General features: G+C 50.4%; 18 protein-coding genes, 7 tRNA genes, 3 rRNA genes and 1 other annotated feature. All 28 genes read left to right on the top strand.

What is annotated here, in order from left to right; translation table 11 throughout:
• The first annotated feature begins 59 nt into the window (after positions 1-59).
• Positions 60-914 (top strand): M23 family metallopeptidase, encoded by an 855-nt coding sequence (locus P40081_RS28915; RefSeq protein ID WP_042139583.1) that lies wholly within the window; start codon positions 60-62, stop codon positions 912-914.
• Complete coding sequence (locus P40081_RS28910) at positions 907-1,749, top strand: M50 family metallopeptidase (RefSeq protein WP_042139582.1); 843 nt, start codon at positions 907-909, stop codon at positions 1,747-1,749. The genes P40081_RS28915 and P40081_RS28910 overlap by 8 nt, the downstream gene beginning before the upstream one ends.
• 31 nt (positions 1,750-1,780) lie before the next feature.
• Positions 1,781-3,022 (top strand): Rne/Rng family ribonuclease, encoded by a 1,242-nt coding sequence (locus P40081_RS28905; RefSeq protein WP_039300508.1) that lies wholly within the window; start codon positions 1,781-1,783, stop codon positions 3,020-3,022.
• Between the two features lie 122 nt (positions 3,023-3,144).
• Positions 3,145-3,230 (top strand) — a sequence feature (ribosomal protein L21 leader region).
• Between the two features lie 14 nt (positions 3,231-3,244).
• Entirely contained in the window at positions 3,245-3,556 is a 312-nt protein-coding gene (rplU, locus tag P40081_RS28900; protein ID WP_036698983.1) for a 50S ribosomal protein L21, read from the top strand.
• Between the two features lie 12 nt (positions 3,557-3,568).
• Positions 3,569-3,904: a ribosomal-processing cysteine protease Prp gene (locus tag P40081_RS28895; RefSeq protein WP_042139581.1), complete on the top strand. Its 336-nt coding sequence runs from the start codon at positions 3,569-3,571 to the stop codon at positions 3,902-3,904.
• Positions 3,905-3,921: 17 nt separating this feature from the next.
• The gene (rpmA, locus tag P40081_RS28890) at positions 3,922-4,233 is read left to right on the top strand and encodes a 50S ribosomal protein L27 (protein WP_020429282.1); all 312 of its coding nucleotides are present in this window, start codon (positions 3,922-3,924) and stop codon (positions 4,231-4,233) included.
• A gap of 216 nt (positions 4,234-4,449) precedes the next feature.
• Positions 4,450-5,190, top strand: coding sequence for a Spo0B domain-containing protein (locus P40081_RS37100; protein ID WP_042139580.1), 741 nt, complete (start codon positions 4,450-4,452; stop codon positions 5,188-5,190).
• Positions 5,191-5,205: 15 nt separating this feature from the next.
• A complete protein-coding gene (obgE, locus tag P40081_RS28880) occupies positions 5,206-6,516 on the top strand; it encodes a GTPase ObgE (RefSeq protein ID WP_042139579.1) in 1,311 nt (436 codons plus the stop codon).
• Between the two features lie 322 nt (positions 6,517-6,838).
• A complete protein-coding gene (locus P40081_RS28875; protein ID WP_042139578.1) occupies positions 6,839-8,011 on the top strand; it encodes an SPFH domain-containing protein in 1,173 nt (390 codons plus the stop codon).
• 5 nt (positions 8,012-8,016) lie between these two features.
• Positions 8,017-8,763, top strand: a complete 747-nt coding sequence (locus P40081_RS28870) for a hypothetical protein (RefSeq protein WP_144026194.1) — start codon at positions 8,017-8,019, stop codon at positions 8,761-8,763.
• Positions 8,764-8,778: 15 nt separating this feature from the next.
• Positions 8,779-9,534 carry a hypothetical protein gene (locus P40081_RS28865; protein WP_042139576.1) on the top strand — a complete coding sequence of 252 codons (756 nt, stop codon included), beginning with the start codon at positions 8,779-8,781 and terminating at the stop codon, positions 9,532-9,534.
• A gap of 153 nt (positions 9,535-9,687) precedes the next feature.
• Positions 9,688-10,125: an ACT domain-containing protein gene (locus P40081_RS28860; protein ID WP_039300484.1), complete on the top strand. Its 438-nt coding sequence runs from the start codon at positions 9,688-9,690 to the stop codon at positions 10,123-10,125.
• Between the two features lie 97 nt (positions 10,126-10,222).
• On the top strand, positions 10,223-11,509 hold the full coding sequence (locus P40081_RS28855; RefSeq protein ID WP_039300481.1) for a homoserine dehydrogenase: 1,287 nt from the start codon (positions 10,223-10,225) through the stop codon (positions 11,507-11,509).
• Between the two features lie 60 nt (positions 11,510-11,569).
• Entirely contained in the window at positions 11,570-12,550 is a 981-nt protein-coding gene (gene thrB / locus P40081_RS28850) for a homoserine kinase (protein WP_042139575.1), read from the top strand.
• A complete protein-coding gene (pheA, locus tag P40081_RS28845) occupies positions 12,547-13,434 on the top strand; it encodes a prephenate dehydratase (protein WP_042139574.1) in 888 nt (295 codons plus the stop codon). Before thrB ends, pheA begins: the two co-directional genes overlap by 4 nt.
• Before the next feature lie 4 nt (positions 13,435-13,438).
• Positions 13,439-14,320, top strand: a complete 882-nt coding sequence (gene ilvE / locus P40081_RS28840; RefSeq protein ID WP_042139573.1) for a branched-chain-amino-acid transaminase — start codon at positions 13,439-13,441, stop codon at positions 14,318-14,320.
• Between the two features lie 225 nt (positions 14,321-14,545).
• Positions 14,546-16,063, top strand: a complete 1,518-nt coding sequence (locus P40081_RS39140; protein WP_042139572.1) for a LysM peptidoglycan-binding domain-containing protein — start codon at positions 14,546-14,548, stop codon at positions 16,061-16,063.
• Between the two features lie 453 nt (positions 16,064-16,516).
• Positions 16,517-18,074, top strand: a 16S ribosomal RNA gene (locus P40081_RS28830).
• Positions 18,075-18,459: 385 nt separating this feature from the next.
• Positions 18,460-21,388 (top strand): 23S ribosomal RNA (locus P40081_RS28825).
• A 147-nt stretch (positions 21,389-21,535) separates the two neighbouring features.
• A 5S ribosomal RNA gene (gene rrf, locus P40081_RS28820) occupies positions 21,536-21,652 on the top strand.
• Together the 16S, 23S and 5S rRNA genes form the textbook arrangement of a ribosomal RNA operon.
• A 433-nt stretch (positions 21,653-22,085) precedes the next feature.
• A complete protein-coding gene (locus tag P40081_RS28815) occupies positions 22,086-22,604 on the top strand; it encodes an AAA family ATPase (RefSeq protein ID WP_042139570.1) in 519 nt (172 codons plus the stop codon).
• 143 nt (positions 22,605-22,747) lie between these two features.
• Positions 22,748-22,822, top strand: a tRNA-Glu gene (locus P40081_RS28810).
• Positions 22,823-22,909: 87 nt separating this feature from the next.
• A tRNA-Val gene (locus tag P40081_RS28805) sits at positions 22,910-22,985 on the top strand.
• A 40-nt stretch (positions 22,986-23,025) separates the two neighbouring features.
• Positions 23,026-23,099: transfer RNA gene (locus P40081_RS28800), tRNA-Met, on the top strand.
• Between the two features lie 7 nt (positions 23,100-23,106).
• Positions 23,107-23,184: transfer RNA gene (locus P40081_RS28795), tRNA-Asp, on the top strand.
• 36 nt (positions 23,185-23,220) lie between these two features.
• Positions 23,221-23,295, top strand: a tRNA-Gly gene (locus tag P40081_RS28790).
• Between the two features lie 6 nt (positions 23,296-23,301).
• A tRNA-Arg gene (locus P40081_RS28785) sits at positions 23,302-23,378 on the top strand.
• A gap of 167 nt (positions 23,379-23,545) precedes the next feature.
• A tRNA-Leu gene (locus tag P40081_RS28780) sits at positions 23,546-23,624 on the top strand.
• The last annotated feature ends 333 nt before the right edge of the window (positions 23,625-23,957 follow it).

Raw genomic sequence — 23,957 nt, 5'->3', positions numbered from 1 at the left:
AAAGCAGCTTCCGCTACTCATAAAATGGAAGTAAAACAAGCCCGTCCGGAGGGATCAATATGGAATACGAGAGAGATATCAAAAATCGCCGTAAGAAACGTATACAGAGCTTATTAGAGGATCAGACCGAAGCCGGATCAGCGCCTGCGCTTTTCACGCTGCCTGACAACACTATCCCATTCAGGGAATGGGGGGCGGCTCCCCGAAATGAATTCACTGCTTCAACGGAACCTGATCCTGAGGTGATGTGGAAGAAGCAGCGCAGCAGCTGGGAGGACGAAGGCGGGGATGGGCCGCGCTTTGGCGCAGGTTTCATGCGGAGGACGATAGCCAGCCTGCTGGTCTTCGGAGCGGTGTGGGGAATCTTCGCAGTGAGTGAGCCGTGGGCCGTGAAGTCGCAGTATTTCATCACTGGCGCCCTCAGTAATGATATGGATTTCGCTGCAGTGCAGGTGTGGTATGAGGAGCATTTCAATGGAGCCCCTTCGTTCATTCCGATCTTCGGAGATAAAGAGGTGCCGGCAGAGAAAGTGACAGCCGTTCATGAACTGAGCGCCCCCTTGGAGGGAAGCATTGTGCGTCCCTTTGCCGCGTCCCTTAAGGGGGTCGAAGTGATACCGGCAGATGATTCAGGCTCGAGTGTCACAGTAGAAAGTGTAGATACGGGCCGCGTATTGTCCGTGTCCAAAGAAGCACAGGGAGGCATCCGGATCACCGTCCGCCATACCGGAAATATAACGGCGGAATACGGCCATTTGAGCGGGACGCGGCTCGCGGTGGATGACTGGGTACAGAGCGGAGATGCAGTAGGCTGGATTCAGGGGACAGAGGATGCACAGATTCCGATGCTTTTTTTTGCGATTATGAAAGACAAGTCTTATATTGATCCTGCTGAAGTGGTATCGTTTGATTAGGATCTTCGGTATTGAGCTGTCTCTGCATCCGCTCTTCGTGCTGATTCTGTTTTTCTCCGTGCTTACCGGACAGTTCCTTGAAATTATTACTCTGTTTTCAATTGTATTTATCCATGAACTCGGACATGTATGTGCGGCACTATTGACCGGGGTTACCGTCAAGTCCGTGCAGCTGCTGCCGTTCGGGGGAGTTGCGGTCATAGAGGATCATGGACGGCTAACAGCCGGACGTGAAATGGGGATTGCCGTTGCCGGACCGCTTCAGAACGGGATTATGATCCTGCTGGCGCTGGCGCTCAAGCAAGCGGAGTATGGCAGCAGTGCTTATCTGGATTATTTCATCGGGGCCAATGCCATGATCGCGCTGTTCAATCTGCTGCCGGTGCTTCCGCTCGACGGAGGCAAAATCCTGCAGGCAGCTCTAAGCCTGCTGCTTCCGTATTATTACACCCTGCTGTGGATCGGCAGAGTCAGTATTGCGGCCAGTCTGCTTGTTGTGGTGTTCGCCCTGCTTCCGCTGGGAACCGGCGGCGGACTCCGTCTTAACCTGCTGATGATTGGTGCCTTTCTGCTCTATTCCAATGTAACGGACCAGCGCAACCTGCCTTACCGGTTTGTTGCCTTTTTGATGAACAGGGAACAGATCTATGAGCGGTACCTGCAGTCGGAGAGCGTTGCCCGGCCAATAGTTGCGTTCTCTGCGAAACCTTTGGATGATATATTGCGTCTATTTAAACGTAACCATTATCATTTTATCTATGTAATGAACGATGACAGGGATATAGTGGCTGTTCTCCCTGAGCAGCGTCTGATTTCTTCTTATTTCGGAATATAAAGCTAGAATGATTCAAACCAGAGGTGAAGCCATGAAACAAATGATCGTTCACTGCACACAGCATATTACTCGTATGGCACTTCTGGAGAACGGGAGGCTGGTGGAATATGCGGCTGAACGCGATCAGCAGCAAGGTCTGGTCGGGAGTTATTATAAAGGTCGGGTTATGAATGTGCTGCCGGGTATGCAGGCGGCTTTTGTAGATATCGGACAGAAAAAGAATGCCTTTCTGTATGTAGACGATGTGCTGCATCCCCATCTGGAGAAGCAGCCGGAGGTGAAGCCCTCTATTGAGACGCTGCTGCAGCCCGGTCAGGAGATCGTCGTCCAGGTTAGAAAAGAGCCGCGTGGCGGCAAGGGGGCGCGGGTGACTACCCATTATACCTTGCCCGGACGCTGGATGGTGTATATGCCTTTTGCCGAGTATGTCGGGGTTTCCAAAAAAATCAGCCGCGAATCCGAGCGCAGCCGGCTTAAAGGAATCGGCGAACGGTTGCGCCAGGGTGAAGAAGGAATCATTATGCGTACAGTCTCCGAAGACGAGCCTGTGGAGGCTGTTGAAGGGGATCTGGCCTTTTTGCGGGCCCAGTGGGAAGTAATTACCCGGCGGGCTAAGGAAGCGGACGCGCCGGCTTTGCTGCACTGTGATCTGAGCATCGTTCAGCGGTTTATCCGGGATGCCTTCAACCCGCAGCGTGATGAGCTGATGATTGATTCGGCCAAGGCGGTTAAAGAGGCGGAAGCATTCCTTACAGATATGGCTCCCGAAGGGTACAAGCCTGTAGGATTCTACCGTGGACAAGAGTCCATCTTCTCGGCATATGGTGTGGGAGATCAGCTCCATAAGAGCTTCAGCCGCAAAATCATCCTTGAAGGCGGGGCTACGCTCATTTGGGATGAGACAGAGGCGCTCACCGTTATTGATGTGAATACGGCTCAGTACACCGGCGGGACGAACCTCGAGGATACTGTAACACGGACCAATCTGCTGGCGGCGGAAGAGATCGGGCGGCTTGTCCGTCTGCGGGATACGGGCGGCATTATTATCGTTGATTTCATTGACATGGAGCGGGAGGAGCACCGGAAGCAGGTCATCGCGAAGCTGGAGAGCATCATCAGCCGTGACCGCACCAAGACGCATATTCTCGGCTGGACCCATCTGGGCCTGCTGGAAATGACCCGCAAGAAGGCAAGGCATGATTCGGCCGGATTTGCTCCGGTGATCTGTCAATGCTGCGGCGGGACCGGCAAAGTAGGGACATGGCTGGAGTAGGGCAGTTTTTTCACGCTAAGAAGGTACCGTCTGTTAAAAGGATGATAAAGCCGCTTTCTACTTGACTTAGGCTAATTAGTATGATAATATCTTCAAGTATGTGTTTGGTTGTTAAATTCCTGCACATGCTGTAACCGCTCCGATCGGGTATATCAAGTGCAATTCCTCCGGGGGTTGCCACCTAGACTAGGCGAGTCTGAGACATGAGGAGGTGCAAGTACAATGTATGCAATTATCGAAACTGGCGGTAAACAATACAAAGTCCAAGAGGGCGACGTGTTGTTCATTGAGAAGCTGGAAGCTGAAGACGGCGCAAGCGTAACGTTTGACCGTGTCTTGGCTGTTTCTAACGAAGGTGGTTTGACTGCAGGAACTCCGCTGGTAAGCGGCGCGTCTGTAACAGCCAAAGTCGAGAAACATGGTAAAGGTCATAAGGTTGTAGTTTACAAATACAAACCTAAGAAGAACTACCACAAGAAACAAGGCCATCGTCAACCGTACACCAAAGTAACTATCGAGAAGATTCAGGCGTAAGAAGGTGCGTTAATGATTAACGTGCGGATTACACGGGCTTCTGCTCAAGGTGTCATTGTCGGTTTTGCCGTCAAAGGGCATGCGGAATACGCAAGGAATGGTAAAGACATCGTCTGCGCGGGTGTTTCGACCGTTACGGTTGGAACTGTGAATGCGATTGAAAGCCTGACCGGTGTAGTCCTGGATACTTCGATGAAGGATGGTTTTCTGAGTGGAACCCTGGTTCCCGTGAATGATCCTGAAGTCTCCGCCAAGGTGCAGCTTTTGCTGGAATCCATGGTGCTGATGCTCAAAGATATCGCTAAATCTTACAGAAAATTTGTTCAGATACAGGAAGTCATTATTTGAAGAAGGAGGTTGACAACATGTTGAAATTGGATCTTCAATTATTCGCATCGAAAAAAGGTGTAGGTTCCACAAAGAACGGACGTGATTCCCACTCTAAACGTCTTGGCGTGAAACGTGCTGACGGTCAAGCAGTAACCGGCGGCAACATCTTGGTTCGTCAACGCGGAACAAAAATCCACCCGGGCACTAACGTGGGCATCGGTAAGGATGATACACTGTTCGCACTTGTGGACGGCGTAGTGAAGTTCGAACGTTGGGGTCGCGATCGCAAAAAAGTGAGCGTGTATCCGGTTGATGTCGCTCCGGTAGCAGCGGCACTGGAAGCGTAAGCTTTCGGAACCTATTTAGATGAGAAGCCTCCGGCATGAGTGCCGGGGGCTTTTTTTGAAAATATTCGCACCTATAGAATTCAAGTCAAACACCCGGCAGGAATGCTGGTGATTGCAGGGAAAGCCTGTGTTATACTGGGAAATGGAAAATATCAAGCAAGATAAGCAACCGCTACATTGGAATGAATTTTGCGAACCGAGGGACGGGGAGAAAGAATGAAATCCTGGAAAATTATTGTCTGGGCAGTCATGTTATCCGCAGTGCTTCCTTTAGGTCTCGTGTATTGGCAACCCTCCCTTTTCACATGCCTGCTGCTCGGTGTATGGGTAGCGGCAGTGCTTGCATTCAGCTTTCTTTACAACCGGCGTCATTATGAAGAGGAACTGCGTATACAGGAGAAGACTCTGCAGCAGGCGGCAAACCGGACACTGAATCACCATCGTCATGATTGGATGAACGATCTGCAGGTGCTTTACGGATATATCCAGCTGGGCAAGCCTGATAAATCCGTGTTATGTGTGGAAAGAATAAAGGAGCGTATCGCGCTGGACAGCCGTATCGCCAAACTGGGGGTTCCTTCACTGGTATTCTACCTGCAATCCTTCCGTACCTACAGAAGCAGCCTGGAGCTGGAAATAGAGGTGGAAGAAGGGCTACAGCTGGAGGACAAGCTCAGTCCCGAAACAGGCGATGAGCTGACGTCTGTGATTATGCAGACCGTTAGGGCGTATCAGTACAGCGGACTTGCACCGCAAGGAGAAGCGCGGAAGCTTCGGCTCGGATTTTCACAGGAGGGAAGAGACATTCTTATCTCTTTCGAAGGTGAGGGAGATCATGGCAATCCCGAACTGCTGCAGGGGCAAATTTATAATATAGTACAAGGAAAAATCATGAAGGCGGAGCAGTTTCAGCCGAGCACAAGCTATGTAGAACTGCGTTTACCGCTGGAGATGTAAGGAAGGTGAACATTAATGTTCGTAGATAAAGCTAAGATTTATGTTAAGGGCGGCGACGGCGGAGATGGTCTCGTGGCGTTTCGCCGTGAGAAGTATGTACCGGAGGGCGGTCCTGCCGGCGGAGATGGCGGCCGCGGCGGAGATGTGATTTTCCGGGTAGATGAAGGCTTGCGTACACTGATGGATTTCCGTTATCAGCGCCATTTCAAGGCCGATAAGGGAATTAAGGGACGCAATAAGAGCCAGCACGGGGCGAACGCTGATCACATGATCGTGCGCATTCCTCCGGGAACTGTGCTGATCGATGATGATACCCAGGAGATCATTGCCGATATGACCCGTCATGGACAACAGGTCGTTGTGGCCCGCGGCGGCCGTGGCGGCCGGGGGAATACCCGGTTTGCGACTGCAAACAACACTGCGCCGGAGCTTGCCGAGAACGGCGAAGAAGGCCAGGAGCGTTATATCGTAATGGAACTGAAGGTAATGGCAGACGTAGGTCTGGTAGGATTCCCGAGTGTGGGTAAATCTACATTGCTGTCGGTAGTATCTGCTGCCCAGCCGAAGATTGGTGCCTATCACTTCACAACAATTACACCAAACCTTGGTGTAGTTGACGTTGGGGATGGCCGCAGCTTTGTTATGGCGGATCTGCCGGGCCTGATTGAAGGTGCGAGTGAAGGTGTGGGGCTTGGACATGAGTTCCTGCGCCACGTTGAACGTACACGTATCATCATTCATGTCGTGGATATGTCCGGCTCTGAAGGCCGTGATCCCTTCGAGGATTGGGTGATGATTAATGACGAGCTGAGGCAATACAACGCTGCCCTGATTGACCGTCCGCAGATTGTTGCGGCGAACAAGATGGATATGCCTGATTCCGAAGAGAATCTTGCCGCCTTCCGCGAGCGTGTGGCGGAGCTTCGTCCGGATCTTGAAATCATGCCGATATCCTCGCTTACCCGTCAGGGAGTGCAGGAACTGCTCTACCGGGCAACGGACGTGCTGGATAGTATTCCTGTCGCACCGGTCGTTGAAGAAGTGGCTGAAACTACTGAGCGCAAGGTGTACAAGCTGGAAGCGGAAGAAGATAATTCCTTCACCATTACCCGCGACAATGAAGCATTTGTAGTCACCAGTCCGCGTATTGAGCGGATGCTGAAGCGGATGCAGCTGAGTACACATGATGCTATCCTCAAGCTGGCCCGTACCTTGCGTCATATGGGTGTGGATGCCGAACTGCGCAAGCGCGGTGCTGTAGAAGGCACTATTGTGCGCATTGCTGATTTCGAATTCGAGTTTGTTGAGAACAGCAGCTACTATTAATATCTGCGCTTGTTGCTGAATGCTGTCAAGCGGCTTTGAATATGCCGGCTGTGTTTCCCGTGAGGGGACACAGCCGGCTTTTTTAATAGACAGGGGAATAAAAGAACTGCTTTTTATAAAGTCTGCTTTAAATATTTGGCTAAATTTACTACAATCATATGTGGGCCCGAGAACGGGAATAGGTCATGGGCGGACGGATTTATCTGCAACCGAATCCAAATAAGGAAATCCCCGTATATAATTAAGGGCAATAAGCACTAATTTCCAGCTGAACCAACCGATAATATAAATACAAACCTGTCATGAAAGAGGGAATAGGCAGATGGCAATTATTGAAGTAGTCAAATATGACGGGCCTGCAGGCGTCTTCGCCTGGAAATATCCTAATCAGGAGCTGGGCACATGGACACAGCTGATTGTGAATGAATCCCAGGAGGCGATTCTGTTCAAAGGCGGTGAGGCACTCGATTCCTTCACAGCGGGACGTCACACGCTCAGCACGGCGAACATCCCGATTCTGTCGAATGTAGTGAATCTGCCGTTCGGCGGCAAATCACCGTTTACAGCGGAAATATGGTTCGTGAACAAGATGAACTCTATGAACGTCAAGTGGGGGACAAGTTCGCCGCTGCAGCTGCAGGATCCCAAATACCAAATCATGATCTCTGTCCGCGCCTTCGGCCAATTCGGAGTCAAGATTGAGGATCCCCGCAAATTCCTGCTGAAGCTGGTGGGGACGCTGCCTTTATTTGATCAGGACACTATGGTGAGTTATTTCCGCGGGCTGCTGATGTCCAATATTAATGAACTGATCTCTTCTTATCTGGTGCACAAAAAAATCAGCATTCTGGAGATCAATGCCTATGTCGTAGAAATTTCGAAGCATATACAAGGCCGTCTGGCGTCGTCCTTCCTGGATAGCGGGATCGAGCTGAATAATTTCTTTATTGATTCCATTAACATTCCTGATAATGATCCGGCCATACTCCGATTGAAAGAGGCTTTAGCCAAAAAAGCAGAGATGGACATCATCGGCTTCACCTATCAGCAGGAACGCAGCTTCGATACCATGGAGGAAGCCGCAGGGAATCCGGGTAATTTAGGCGCCGGGATGATGAATACCGGCCTGGGGCTCGGTATGGGCTTTGGCCTTGCCGGACCTGCGACTGATATGATGAACAGGATGACACGCGGCATGTCACTGGACGGCGGTACGGCGGCAGCACCGGGAACAAATTCCAAATCCTGTGCAGGCTGTGGAACGCTTAACCCGGCAGATGCTCGGTTCTGTACCGGCTGCGGTCAGAGCCTGCAGCCGGTGCCTGCTGCAGCTAGCAGTACTTGCCGCAGCTGCGGCAAGCCGGTAATTCCCGGCGCCAAATTCTGCCCGCACTGCGGGGAGAGCCTGATCATTAAATGCACGGGTTGCGGGCATGAACTGCAGCCCGGACAGAAATTCTGCGCGGAATGCGGAACAAGGGCGGCTAATGGGTGAGCCGGATGAATAAACAGAGGTCTTACACGGGGCTTATCACTGTCATTTATGCTGCTGTTCTGGCGGTCACTGTTTTCTCCTTCTTCATGCTTGGATTTTCTGAGTCGCTGGTGCGTTTCATAGTGACTCTGCTTGCCGTATGCATTGCTGAGACTGCCGTATATGGTTATTGCGTATTTTGGCTGCGTTCCGCTCCTGATGTCAGCAGGACTTCACCGCTACTCCTGAGCGGGGCTTGGATTGTTGCCCTATATGTATTCGTGGTAATTGCTTTAGCTGTGCTGCTTGACTGGATTCTGGAACTGAGCCCGCTCTGGTATGCGGGAGTGCAGCTAGTTGTGTTGGTTACTGCTGTGGCTGTTCTGGAAGCGATAGGGTTATATGGCCGGAATGCAGCGTCACAGGAACAGAGGGATGCCGATGCCTCAAGGAATCTGCGGCGTTACCGGCAGGAACTGCGAGAGATTAGAGAGCTTGCGGGGAGCTGGAAGCATCCGGAATCCATTCGTTTGACTGAGCTGGTGGGTTCCTTAGAGGAAAGGTTCCAGTACAGTGATCCGGTTTCGAATCCGGAATTGGCCGCAACCGAGGATATGATAAGCCAGCAGATTTCTCTGCTTCATGATCATGTTGCCTTATTGCTTGTACTGAAGGAGCCGCCAGGCGGCTGGGAAGCGGAAACACAGGAATTGACGGATAGTATTGCCGGCACGCTCCAGCGGCGCAACCGGGAGCTGGCGGCACTTAAATAGGAGGAAGATTACGGAATGGGTATCGTGAATGAGCTAGAGGGACTGCTGCCGGGCCGGGAAGGCCAGCCGTCTGACGGTCTGCCCAAATATGAGCGGACAACATTTGACTATGTAACTATTGGAGTGGGCTACCTTGTGATGCCAATCGGCCTTGTGCTTGCTTTGATCCGCTTCTTTGGAACACATTACAAAAATTACCGCAAACCCGTCAACTACAGCCTGCTGTATCATGTTTTTGTAGGGGGTTTTGTACAGATGATGGGCTTTATCCTTTATTCGATATATAGTGACGACGGGATCGATGTCATGACGTTAATTATAATGTTAATCCTCTTTGCCCTTGTTCTGCTCCTGCCCGCGTCAGCTTTTGCCAAAAGGGCGGCCAAAGCCAGATTCCGCTTCTCACAGCTGGCTAATCAATATGTGCAGCTAATTACTGCGGGAAGAGTACGTTATATTGGGAATCTGGCTGACCGTACCGGCCAAAGTGAGAGCGATGTGAACAGAGATCTGATCTACCTCAAGAAGTATGGGGTGCTGGACTCCGGGCTGCTCTTCAGTGAGGGAGCGGATACTGAGCCTGATGCTCCGGTTAATCAGGCGGATTCATCGCCATTTTCTTCCCCGGGCGGACAAGCGGTATATCAGCCGCCAAGACCGCAGCAGCAGCCGAAGTCCATACGCTGCCCTGGCTGTGGTGCGCAGAATACAGTCTCCCCTCTTCAGTCCAAGAGCTGTGACTACTGCGGTACGACCGTCTCTTACAGTTAAGTGAAGGCTGTTCCTCCTGATTAACGGGTGGAATAGCCTTTTTTGAAAATTCAAGGTCACATGCTGTCAGAGGAAAAAGTGTTGCAATTTAAGTCTTCAATCCCGTATAATGTCCACTATGTACATACAAAAGTCTTTGGGGTGAGGACGTTCGTGAAAGAACGCTATTATTTGGTCCGGGAGGACATATTGCCCGATGCTGTACTGAAGACCATGCAGGTCAAGCAGCTGCTGGAAGCAGGAGATGCCAAAACGGTACACGAGGGCGTGGAGCAGGTTGGGCTTAGCCGCAGCGCTTTTTATAAATACAAAGACGGAATTCATTTAATTCATCAGCTGGAACGTGAGCGTATAGTAACCATCTCGATAGATCTGGAGCACGAATCAGGTATGCTCTCTAAAGTGCTGGGTTCAGTAGCTGTCCACGGGGCCAACGTGCTGACGATTCACCAGAGTATCCCGCTGCAGGGGCGGGCCAACGTGGTGATCTCTGTTGAAATTTCTCATTTAAATGAAGAATTAGGCGATTTACTGGATAGTCTAAAGGCAATCTCGGGTGTGAAGCGGGCGTTAATTATCGGCCAGGGCTAGTATTGCTTAACAAAACTTAAGCCTATGCTTACGAAGTGAGTTTTGCTTGAAGTGAATACAAGGAGCAGACGCTCGCAAAACTTTTAGGAGGATACAAATGAAGCCGGTTAAAGTGGGATTGCTGGGTTTGGGTACAGTAGGTACGGGCGTAGTCCGTATCGTTGAAGGGAATCAGGAGGATTTGAGCAGCCAGGTAGGCTCGCCGATCCTGATTGAACGTATTGCCGTGAAGAATACGGAGAAGCCGCGGGAAATTGAAGTCGATCCATCCAAGATCACCGATGACCCGTGGGAGGTTATCCGGGACCCGGAAATTGATGTCATTGTCGAGGTCATGGGCGGTATTGCGGGAACGAAAGAGTACATTCTAGAGGCGCTGGAGCGCGGCAAACATATCGTTACAGCCAACAAGGACCTGATGGCCCTGCATGGCTCGGAGATTCTGGCTAAGGCTCAGGAGAAGCAGTGTGATGTATTCTACGAGGCCAGCGTGGCTGGAGGCATTCCGATTATCCGTACACTGATTGAAGGATTCTCCTCCGACAAGATTATGAAGATTATGGGTATCGTTAACGGGACAACCAACTACATACTTAGCAAAATGAGCCAGGAAGGCGCGTCTTATCTGGATGTGCTGAAGGAAGCACAGGAACTCGGGTATGCTGAATCTGATCCAACCTCCGATGTGGAGGGTCTGGATGCTGCCCGCAAGATGGCGATCTTGGGCACCCTTGGCTTCCGGACCAACGTTGAACTCAGCGATGTCAGTGTGAGCGGGATTTCCGGCGTGAGCAAAGAGGATATTGCTTTTGCCAAGCGGCTGGGCTATGAGATGAAGCTGCTCGGCATTGCCGAACGCCAGGATGAAGAATTCAGCATCAGTGTGCAGCCTACGATGATCCGTGCCAGCCACCCGATTGCATCCGTGAACGGAGTATATAATGCCGTATATGTGTATGGGCAAGCTGTAGGGGAAACGATGTTTTATGGTGCCGGAGCAGGCGCAATGCCTACCGCAACCTCGATTGTGGCAGATCTTGTGGCTGTAATTAAGAATCTGAAGCTGGGTGTGAATGGGCTTAAGCAGATTGTCCCCTATAAGCAGAAGAAGCTGAAGAGCGATGAAGATATCTTCTACAAGAACTTCCTCCTCCTGCACGTAGATGACAAAGCGGGTGTGCTGGCGAAGATTACTCAAGTGTTTGCCGAATATGATGTCAGTCTGGATTCCGTAGTGCAGCAGGCTAATGCCAATAACCCGGATGCAGAAATCATTATTGTAACGCACAATGCCAGCAAGGCGAGTATGAATAAAGTAATGCGGCATTTAGAGCAATTGAACGTCATTCACCGCATCAAAAGCCATTATCGTGTAGAAGGCTGAGTACCGCATTCCGAAATTCATCGGCTGCGTGCAAATATAACGAAGGAGATTTCCCACGCCATGAGTATTTACGGAAGGTCTAGAGTAAAAGTCCCTGCCAGCACCGCCAATCTCGGTCCGGGATTCGATACACTGGGCATGGCACTGTCACTGTATGCCTGGATTGAGATGGAAGAGGCGGCAGAAACGGTATTTCACCTGTATGGTGATGAGATGAAGGGTATCGCCCGTGACAAAAGCAATCTGCTGTACAAGGTAGCCCAGATGGTGTTTGCAGAAGCCGGGGTTTCGGTCCCCGAACTATCCATCTCGATGTATTCAGAAATTCCGCTTACCCGGGGTCTCGGCAGCAGTGCTTCCGCGATTGTTGGCGCATTGGCCGCAGCTAATGCTATGATTGGTTCACCGCTTGGGTCTGCGAAGCTGTTTGATATGGCCACAGCGCTTGAGAAGCATCCTGATAATGTTGGAGCCTCCATCTTCGGGGGGATTATCACAGCAGCATGGGATGGGCAGCATGCTGATTATATCCGGATAGAGCCTCCACAGGCGCTGGAAGTGCTTGTGGTTATTCCTGAATTTGAGCTGGAGACAGTCAAAGCAAGAGGGCTACTGCCTGCCGAAGTTACAATGGGCGATGCTGTCCATAATATCAGCCGTGCCTCACTGCTAACTGCAGCACTATCCGCCGGCCGGCTCGATATGATTGGCAGAGCGATGCAGGACCGCCTGCATCAGCCGTACCGTGCTCCTATGGTGCCGGGTATGGAGAAGCTGCTTGCCGAGGCGCCGGGACGTGGTGCTCTGGGGATTGCACTAAGCGGCGCAGGCCCTACATTGTTATGTATGGTGGACCGTAGCAGCGACAAGAAGCAGGAACTGGAGCATTTCCTGACAGAAACGATGCAGGAGAACGGGATTCCTTCCCGGACTGTATGGCTGTCGCCATGTACTTCAGGTGTTACTACGGAGGTGCTTGAAAGAAACGGGATGCAAAACGGATCATTTTTGGATATGATAAAAGGAGAATTACAGTCATGAAATCAATAGCGGTATTGCCTCAGGGCTCGGTGTCGCATGAAGCGCTGCTGCATTTATTTGGGGGTAACCCGGTAAATATTGAGCATCATAAGCTGATATCCGATGTCTTTCTGTCTACGGCGAACGGAGTTACGGATTACAGTGTGATTCCGATTGAGAATACGATTGAAGGCTCGGTCAGCCTGCATATTGACTGGCTCATTAACGAGGTGAATCTGCCGATGCAGGCGGAGTGGATTTTTCCGTCGGTGCAGAATCTGATCGGTAATCCGCAGGAATTCACGGATGGGAGCGGACATAAGGATTATACGAAGATTGTCAAAATCCTGTCCCATCCGGTTGCTATGGCACAATGTCTGCAGTTCATCCGCAAAGCCGCACCTTGGGCGGAGCTGGAATCTGTGGGCAGCACTTCCGAAGCCGTTGAGATTGTAAAGAATAATCCCGGCAAGGGCTGGGCCGCCATCGGTACGTCACTGGGGGCAGCTACGCACGGGCTGGAGATCGTGGAGCGGCAGGTTACAGACCATAACAACAATTACACGCGTTTTGTACTTGTTGGCCAGGAGAAGCTGGAGCTCCCGCTAGAGAGCAGCGGGGACAAGACGAGTATTCTTGTGACGCTGCCTGAGGATTTTCCGGGTGCGCTGCATCAGGTGCTGGCTGCATTTTCCTGGCGGAAGCTGAATCTGTCGCGGATTGAATCACGTCCGACCAAGAAGAAACTGGGTACTTATTATTTCTATATTGATGTGCTGGAACCGATAGAGTCGGTGCTTCTCCCGGGGGCGATCGAAGAGATCAAGGCCTTGGGTTGCCAGGTACGGATTCTGGGGTCCTATCCCACATACACCTATGAGGAAGAGAAAGCGGAGGTGCAGTAAGTTCATGGCTGAACAATGGATCTATCTGGATGGACAACATGTAACGAAGGACAATGCTAAGGTATCTGTATTTGATCACGGCTTTTTATATGGAGACGGTATTTTCGAAGGAATCCGTATTTATAACGGCAACATTTTCAAATGCAAAGAGCATCTGGACAGGCTGTATGATTCGGCCAAATCGATTATGCTGGAGATTCCGCTGACGTATGATGAGATGCTGGAGGCTATGGCTGAGACTATCCGCCTTAATGAAATGCGCAACGGGTATATCCGTCTGATTGTTTCGCGCGGTCCCGGTAACCTGGGGCTTGATCCGCGCCGCTGTCCCAAAGCGAGTGTCATTATTATTGTAGAGCAGCTGGCGATCTACCCGGAACAGGCTTATCTGAACGGACTCCGTGCCGTGTCGGTATCCCAGCGCCGTAATATCCCGGATGCGCTGAATCCGAAGATCAAATCGCTGAACTATCTCAACAACATTCTGGTGAAGATCCAGTCTAATCTGGCGGAAGCCGATGAAGCGATCATGATGAATGCGCAAGGATATGTAACCGAGGGATCGGGCGACAACATCTTCATTATCAAAAGAGGAGTAGTCTACACGCCTCCCTGCTATTTGGGCGCGCTTGAAGGAATTACCCGTCTGGCGATTATCGAGCTATGTGAGAAACTGGGCTTGCCGCTGAAGGAAGAACCGTTCACCATGCATGATGTATATATTGCTGATGAAGTGTTCTTCACCGGTACCGCAGCCGAAGTTATTGCGGCCCGTGAAATTGATGGCCGGATTATCGGTTCCGGTCACGCTGGCCCGATTACCCTGCAGCTGCTTGAAGAATTCCGCAATGTTGTGGATAAAGACGGTTATAAGGTGTGGGGATAGTTCCTTAATAGTTATTCCGCAAACCAATGAATGAATATAGAAGCAATCCTCCCATGGAGCCCTGGGAGGATTTTTTTTGTATTAGGGATGTCATTCGCCCATGGGCTGCATAAGATGTAGTAACGAAGGAGGCGGCTGTACCGCATATACCATGCTGAAGTGCAGTAATCCCTGAACCGGGGGGCAACGTCGATCAACAGATACTTATTAGGAGGTAAATGCTGCGTGAAAATACACATTGTTAAGCAAGGCGATTCGCTGTTTGCGTTATCGCAGAAGTATGGAGTGCCGCTGCAAAAAATAATTGAGGCCAATCCGCAAATCACGAATCCAGATGTACTCGCTGTCGGAGATAAGGTCAAAATACCGGCAGCCCCGATACCTGTACCAGATAACAGTGAGGTCTATTACAAGCATACCGTCAAGCAAGGCGATACCTTGTGGAAGCTCTCCAAAGCATGGGGCATTACGCTGAAGGACATGATTGATGCCAATCCGCAGCTTAAGAATCCCAATGTTCTGATGACAGGGGAAGTAGTGAATATCCCTAAGAAAGCTAATACTGCTTCTCCTATTCAGGCTCAGTCTGTCTCTCCGGCAAAAGCTAATACTACTCCCATTCAGGCACAATCCACAGCACCTGCAGTCGTAGACAAAACAGCTATTGGCGGAAAAACCTATACCGGGCCCATAGAAAAGCCGGCTCCTGTCGTGTCCCCTGCCGCAGAAGCTGTCCCGGTTCCCATTGCTGCTCCTGTGCCAGCGCCTAACCCTGCGCCCAATAAGGCACCCGAAGTGATGCCGATCCAGGAAATCGTCCATGAGAAACAAAGCTTATATGTACAAATCTCAGTTCCGGCACAAGAAGCCATCACATATGAGATGCCCAAAGAAGCACATAAAACTGAGGTTCAGCCAGCGGCATGGAACGATGGTAAAGTCTCTCCATGCGACAAGACCGAAGGTTATCCAGGTCTGAATGAAAACCCGTATTTCATGAATTATCCGCCGGTGTATCCTGTGTATGAGCCAATGGGGATGATGGATATAAACGCTGCACCTAACTACATTCAGCCTGCAGCTTTCATGCCGGATTGCCCGCCGTACTATGCTTATCCTGAAGGAGATTATCCCGGAGCCTGGTACCCGAACGCTGCGCCAGACTATAACAATGCGGCAATGTCCGCAGTGAGCCCTGTGAACGATAACGTATCTTTTGTATCTCCGCAGTATAGCGGCCAGCCGGTCAATCTCCCTTGGCCTTCCTGCGGATGCGGCGGAATGTCTATTCAGCCTTATCCGTATGAGCAAGCAATGCAGCCTATGTACAATACGTATCCGGTGTATGGTATGCCGCAGCAGGGAATGGTATCCCCTTATTCAGCAGAAATGAATTCAATGCCTAGTGCGCTGTCACCGGTGTACGATCAGCCAATGGTATCGAATATCCCGCCTTATCCATCCTACCCTGGTATGGAGAACTTTGCCCATAACCGTGTACCTGAAATCCAGGTCCCTGAGCCTGCAGTGCAGGAAGCAGCAGAGACTCCTGAAGCAGGACGCACCGAAGCACAGACTGTTAAGAACTCCAAAGGTGGAGCTTCCAAACCGGCAGCGGGAAAAGTGAAAACTTCCAGCCAGACAACCACAGCCAAAGCTAAGACTTCTTCCAAAACAAGTTCAAGCTCAAACGGACGTTCAAGTACAGCCAAAAAGAATAAGAATCCATGGATTTCTAATTAAGTCTGAAACGATAGTTTATGGAGTGCATGCAGGTCACGCATAGGATGCGGGCTTGCTGCACTTTTTGGAGTTTTGCAGGTACAGAGACTTGTATAGTATAACTATGGAGTTCTATAGAACCATTTTTAAAATGGTAAATATTGAGGGTTGTTTTTAGTAATAAATGCATGGTATATTATAAATCCAGTCGCGAGGCAGAAGCCTTTTCACAAGATTGGACATGTTAATCTGACAAGTATGCAAACAGCTTCTGAAAAATAAGTGTTGCATTCAGATGAGAAACATGATATATTATAAAAGTTGCTGGTGACGCGGTGAGCGGCGCTGACAACGAACTTGATCTTTGAAAACTGAACAACGAGTGAGTGGGGATTCACGAAAGTGACTTCCAAAAAAAGAGAATGAAAATTCTCGTCAGATGTTTCAAAATGAGCAATCGCTCTTTCTAAATACAATTTGGAGAGTTTGATCCTGGCTCAGGACGAACGCTGGCGGCATGCCTAATACATGCAAGTCGAGCGGAGTTTGAATGGAAGCTTGCTTCCATTCTTACTTAGCGGCGGACGGGTGAGTAACACGTAGGCAACCTGCCCTCAAGACTGGGATAACTACCGGAAACGGTAGCTAATACCGGATAATTTCTTTCCTCTCCTGAAGAGAGAATGAAAGGCGGAGCAATCTGCCACTTGGGGATGGGCCTGCGGCGCATTAGCTAGTTGGTGGGGTAACGGCCCACCAAGGCGACGATGCGTAGCCGACCTGAGAGGGTGAACGGCCACACTGGGACTGAGACACGGCCCAGACTCCTACGGGAGGCAGCAGTAGGGAATCTTCCGCAATGGGCGAAAGCCTGACGGAGCAATGCCGCGTGAGTGATGAAGGTTTTCGGATCGTAAAGCTCTGTTGCCAGGGAAGAACGTCCGGTAGAGTAACTGCTGCCGGAGTGACGGTACCTGAGAAGAAAGCCCCGGCTAACTACGTGCCAGCAGCCGCGGTAATACGTAGGGGGCAAGCGTTGTCCGGAATTATTGGGCGTAAAGCGCGCGCAGGCGGTCATTTAAGTCTGGTGTTTAAACCTTGGGCTCAACCTGGGGTCGCACTGGAAACTGGGTGACTTGAGTACAGAAGAGGAAAGTGGAATTCCACGTGTAGCGGTGAAATGCGTAGATATGTGGAGGAACACCAGTGGCGAAGGCGACTTTCTGGGCTGTAACTGACGCTGAGGCGCGAAAGCGTGGGGAGCAAACAGGATTAGATACCCTGGTAGTCCACGCCGTAAACGATGAGTGCTAGGTGTTAGGGGTTTCGATACCCTTGGTGCCGAAGTTAACACAGTAAGCACTCCGCCTGGGGAGTACGGTCGCAAGACTGAAACTCAAAGGAATTGACGGGGACCCGCACAAGCAGTGGAGTATGTGGTTTAATTCGAAGCAACGCGAAGAACCTTACCAGGTCTTGACATCCCGATGAAAGCATTAGAGATAGTGCCCCTCTTCGGAGCATCGGAGACAGGTGGTGCATGGTTGTCGTCAGCTCGTGTCGTGAGATGTTGGGTTAAGTCCCGCAACGAGCGCAACCCTTGACTTTAGTTGCCAGCAGGTAAGGCTGGGCACTCTAGAGTGACTGCCGGTGACAAACCGGAGGAAGGTGGGGATGACGTCAAATCATCATGCCCCTTATGACCTGGGCTACACACGTACTACAATGGCCGGTACAACGGGAAGCGAAACCGCGAGGCGGAGCCAATCCCAGCAAAGCCGGTCTCAGTTCGGATTGCAGGCTGCAACTCGCCTGCATGAAGTCGGAATTGCTAGTAATCGCGGATCAGCATGCCGCGGTGAATACGTTCCCGGGTCTTGTACACACCGCCCGTCACACCACGAGAGTTTACAACACCCGAAGTCGGTGGGGTAACCCGCAAGGGAGCCAGCCGCCGAAGGTGGGGTAGATGATTGGGGTGAAGTCGTAACAAGGTAGCCGTATCGGAAGGTGCGGCTGGATCACCTCCTTTCTATGGAGAATCGTCACCTGCAACGGTGACATTCAAATCGGAAGTATTACTTCCAAAACGAACCTTAGGGTTCAAACACTCACTCGTTGGTCAGTTTTGAGAGTTTAAGCTCTCATCTTTAAACTGTCTGAATTTTCGAACATCACAGTCGTGATTGTCCCGAAACTTCAGCACCTTGATCCTTGAAAACTGGATACCGAAACGAATTTGCGTTTTAGAACATCTTTTAGCTGAAACTTGTGTAAGCAAGTTGGAATAGTTATTAGTGCAGAACGAAGGTTTTCGATTGTGCAGCGACCTTTGGCTTTGAATGTGTTGGTGAATGGAGCAATCCATGAGCGGCATTCAAAACAAGATGAGCAAGCAAGCGAAACACCGGAGTGACGGTTAAGCTAATAAGAGCACACGGAGGATGCCTAGGCGCCAGGAGCCGACGAAGGACGTGGCGAACAACGAAACTGCCTCGGGGAGCTGTAAGCAAGCTTTGATCCGGGGGTGTCCGAATGGGGAAACCCAGCTGTGGTAATTCGCAGTTACTCGTATCTGAATACATAGGATACGCAGAGGCAGACCAGGGGAACTGAAACATCTAAGTACCCTGAGGAAGAGAAAACAATAGTGATTCCGTCAGTAGCGGCGAGCGAACGCGGAACAGCCTAAACCAAGGGGCTTGCCTCTTGGGGTTGTGGGACGTCTCACATGGAGTTACAAAGGAATATGGTAGGCGAAGAGGTCTGGAAAGGCCCGCGATAGAGGTAAAAGCCCTGTAGCCTAAACTGTGTTCTCTCCGAGACGGATCCCGAGTAGTGCGGGGCACGTGAAACCCCGTATGAATCCAGCAGGACCATCTGCTAAGGCTAAATACTACCTGGCGACCGATAGTGAAACAGTACCGTGAGGGAAAGGTGAAAAGCACCCCGGAAGGGGAGTGAAATAGAACCTGAAACCGTGTGCTTACAAAAAGTCAGAGCCCGATCTATGGGTGATGGCGTGCCTTTTGTAGAATGAACCGGCGAGTTACGTTTAACATGCAAGGTTAAGGTGAGAAGCCGGAGCCGCAGCGAAAGCGAGTCTGAATAGGGCGACTAAGTATGTGGACGTAGACCCGAAACCGTGTGATCTACCCCTGTCCAGGGTGAAGGTGCGGTAACACGCACTGGAGGCCCGAACCCACGCATGTTGAAAAATGCGGGGATGAGGTGGGGGTAGCGGAGAAATTCCAATCGAACTCGGAGATAGCTGGTTCTCCCCGAAATAGCTTTAGGGCTAGCCTCGGTGAATGGAGTGGTGGAGGTAGAGCACTGATTGGGTGCGGGGCCCGCAAGGGTTACCAAGCTCAGTCAAACTCCGAATGCCATTAACTTCTTGCCGGGAGTCAGACAGTGAGTGCTAAGATCCATTGTCAAAAGGGAAACAGCCCAGACCATCAGCTAAGGTCCCCAAGTGTGTGTTAAGTGGGAAAGGATGTGGAGTTGCACAGACAACCAGGATGTTGGCTTAGAAGCAGCCACCATTGAAAGAGTGCGTAATAGCTCACTGGTCGAGTGACTCTGCGCCGAAAATGTAACGGGGCTAAACACACCACCGAAGCTATGGCTAGATGCTTTGCATCTGGGGTAGGGGAGCGTTGTATGCAGGTTGAAGGTGTACCGTAAGGAGCGCTGGACAGCATACAAGTGAGAATGCCGGTATGAGTAACGAAAAGATCAGTGAGAATCTGATCCGCCGAAAGCCCAAGGTTTCCTGAGGAAGGCTCGTCCGCTCAGGGTAAGTCGGGACCTAAGGCGAGGCCGAAAGGCGTAGTCGAAGGACAACAGTTTGAAATTACTGTACCACCGTAATCCGCTATGAGCGATGGGGTGACGCAGGAGGGTAGTGACGCGGACTGATGGATATGTCCGTCTAAGCAGTGAGGCTGATGTGTAGGCAAATCCGCACATCGTGAAGGCTGGGCTGTGATGGGGAGCGAAAATTGTAGTAGCGAAGGTCATGATCTCACACTGCCAAGAAAAGCCTCTAGCCAGGAGAAGGTGCCCGTACCGCAAACCGACACAGGTAGGCGAGAAGAGAATTCTAAGGCGCGCGGAAGAACTCTCGTTAAGGAACTCGGCAAAATGACCTCGTAACTTCGGGAGAAGAGGTGCCTCGGTAGGGTGAATAGCCCGAGGGGGCCGCAGTGAAAAGGCCCAAGCGACTGTTTAGCAAAAACACAGGTCTGTGCGAAGCCGCAAGGCGAAGTATACGGGCTGACGCCTGCCCGGTGCTGGAAGGTTAAGGGGAGTGGTTAGGAGCAATCCGAAGCTGTGAACCGAAGCCCCAGTAAACGGCGGCCGTAACTATAACGGTCCTAAGGTAGCGAAATTCCTTGTCAGGTAAATTCTGACCCGCACGAATGGCGTAACGACTTGGGCGCTGTCTCAACGAGAGATCCGGTGAAATTTTAATACCTGTGAAGATGCAGGTTACCCGCGACAAGACGGAAAGACCCCATGGAGCTTTACTGCAGCTTGATATTGAATTTGGGTACGATCTGTACAGGATAGGTGGGAGCCGGTGAGGCAGGAGCGCAAGCTTCTGCGGAGGCGCCGTTGGGATACCACCCTGATCGTATCTAGGTTCTAACCTGGTGCCCTAATCGGGTACGGGGACCGTGTCAGGCGGGCAGTTTGACTGGGGCGGTCGCCTCCTAAAGAGTAACGGAGGCGTTCAAAGGTTCCCTCAGAATGGTTGGAAATCATTCGCAGAGTGCAAAGGCATAAGGGAGCTTGACTGCGAGACCTACAAGTCGAGCAGGGACGAAAGTCGGACTTAGTGATCCGGTGGTACCGCATGGAAGGGCCATCGCTCAACGGATAAAAGCTACCCTGGGGATAACAGGCTTATCTCCCCCAAGAGTCCACATCGACGGGGAGGTTTGGCACCTCGATGTCGGCTCATCGCATCCTGGGGCTGAAGTAGGTCCCAAGGGTTGGGCTGTTCGCCCATTAAAGCGGTACGCGAGCTGGGTTCAGAACGTCGTGAGACAGTTCGGTCCCTATCTGTCGTGGGCGCAGGAAATTTGAGAGGAGCTGTCCTTAGTACGAGAGGACCGGGATGGACGTACCGCTGGTGCATCAGTTGTTCCGCCAGGAGCATGGCTGAGTAGCTACGTACGGACGGGATAAGCGCTGAAAGCATCTAAGCGTGAAGCCCCCCTCAAGATGAGATTTCCCAATTAGTAAGACCCCTTGAAGACGACGAGGTAGATAGGTTGGAGGTGGAAGTGCAGCAATGCATGGAGCTGACCAATACTAATCGGTCGAGGGCTTATCCAAATTCTTAGAGCGCAGATTCGTTTCGGATTCAGTTTTCAGGAATCAAATTGTAATTTATAGAGCTCAAGTAGTTCTATAGAGAAAATTTGTTTTCAGCATTTGGCGATGCTGAGACCTGAATTATAGCATTTATCCTGTAAATGCCCGTTTGGTGGCGATAGCGGAGGGGTTCCACACGTACCCATCCCGAACACGACCGTTAAGCCCTCCAGCGCCGATGGTACTTGGACCGAAGGGTCCTGGGAGAGTAGGACGCCGCCAAGCACTTAAGACCACTGTTGATATTCAACGGTGGTTTTTTGTTGTACAGATAACACATGAATTTCACGATTTTAGCCCGTTGCCTGAGGGGAAGAAACGGAATGCATTTAAAATTCCTGCTCATAATACAATATTCTCCTCATAATCTCGGCTATAATCCAAAAATATTGTATGAAAAGCAGCATTTCTCTTCCTACAGGCGACATAGCCGGGCAATTCTTGTATTTCCTGCAAAATACGAACAACATTTAAGCCTGTGCAGTGGTAACTTAAGAATATCAAATCTGAAAGCGACGAATCAGGTGTAGGTAATTTAATAAATTACGTATCACATAAGCAGTAATCGGTTACTAATTTAGTTGTAATCTAAAGTATGGTTTATATAGTCTATTTGTATATGGATTATAATTGGTGTATGTATCGGGGAGGTGCGTATGTGATTATTTGGCTGAATGGAACCTTTGGTTCAGGAAAAACGCAAACAGCGATTGAGCTCCACCGGAGTATTCCACATTCTTATGTATTCGATCCGGAGAATGCCGGCTTTTATATCCGTGATAACCTTCCAGGAGGCATGTCAAAAAACGATTTTCAGAGCCATCCGCTCTGGCGTGAGCTTACGTATTCAATGCTTAGATACATAGATTCAGAGTATAATGGAACGATTATTGTACCTATGACCCTAGTAGATACAGACTACTTTATGCAGATTGTGGGCAGACTGAGAAGCGAAGGGATAGTAGTTCGTCATTTCACGTTGACTGCTTCCACTGAGACCCTGTATAGCAGATTGCAGCGCCGTGGTGAAGGCAGGGGCTCTTGGGCTGCTGTACAGATGGAGAGATGTCTTACAGGGCTGGAGAACAAGGTCTTTGAGTGTTATGTGGACACTGAGCAGATATCCATTCCAGAGGTAGCTGGAATTATTATGTCTCTGTTGGAGACCACGGAATAGGAAACGGAGATCTGTAATGGCCTGTTTAGAATAGTGTTGAAGTGGACGGATAATAGATTTTAATAATCATTGTGTTTTCTATTGCACTATACTCATATATTTGATATAATACTTTTTGTTGTCGAAAGATTATTTGTTGATATGGCTCGTTGGTCAAGGGGTTAAGACACCTCCCTTTCACGGAGGTAACATGGGTTCGAATCCCATACGAGTCACCATAATCTTCTTCAATCTCTAAGGTTGAAATAAATAATGATTGTATATCTCATGAGAATGTGTTATGATCATTAAGTTGCTTCTTCGATGGAGGCTTAGCTCAGCTGGGAGAGCATCTGCCTTACAAGCAGAGGGTCGGGGGTTCGAACCCCTCAGCCTCCACCATGGAGACTTGCAAGATTGAAGTGGATACATTTATTACTGACGCGGGGTGGAGCAGCCCGGTAGCTCGTCGGGCTCATAACCCGAAGGCCGCAGGTTCAAATCCTGCCCCCGCAATTATTTTGGAACCGTGGTGTAGTTGGCCTAACATGCCTGCCTGTCACGCAGGAGATCGCGGGTTCGAATCCCGTCGGTTCCGCCATTTTTACTTAAGTAACATATTGAATACATACCGTGTGCGGACGTGGCTCAGCGGTAGAGCATCGCCTTGCCAAGGCGAGGGTCGCGGGTTCGATTCCCGTCGTCCGCTCCATATTTTGCGCCCTTAGCTCAGCTGGATAGAGCGTTTGACTACGAATCAAAAGGTCGGGAGTTCGAATCTCTCAGGGCGCGCCATTTATAACTTTATTGAATACTCAAAGTGTCCTTAAGATTCGAACGAGTTCGTTGCAGCATAAGCTTCGATAGAATTACGTCGCAACCGGATGCGTAGCATCTGCATTTCTCAGGGCGCCCCATTATTTCAAATTAAATGGTCCGTAATGGATTTATTATTATAATTTGCCGGCGTGGCGGAATGGCAGACGCGCTCGACTCAAAATCGAGAGGGAAACCGTGGAGGTTCGAGTCCTCTCGCCGGTATCATCATAAACAGGCTTACAGATTTGCTTTCGGGCAAATTTGTAAGCCTGTTTTTTCTTTAAGGTAATTATACAGGTTAAGCTATTGTCGATTACCTTTAACTTAGCTCCCAATAAGCCTGTCATTCCAAGCGGTATAATTCCTCTGACTCTTCCGGCATCCGCCGCCGGTTTTCTTCATTGTTATGATTACCCGCAGTAATTAATAAGAGCCCGGTGACTGTGACTACTATGCAACAAACAGGAGATCCTTGCTGAAGCGGACTGAGAAGTCGTTATTTTGCCGAAAACATGCCTCCTAAGGTGAAAGAGGACTGAGAATCCGCTATGTTGT

The organism is Paenibacillus sp. FSL P4-0081, assembly GCF_000758565.1.
GTDB lineage: Bacteria > Bacillota > Bacilli > Paenibacillales > Paenibacillaceae > Paenibacillus_AQ > Paenibacillus_AQ phytohabitans.
Note: the sequence above shows the minus strand (reverse complement) of the source record. Positions and strands in the feature narration are given on the sequence as shown.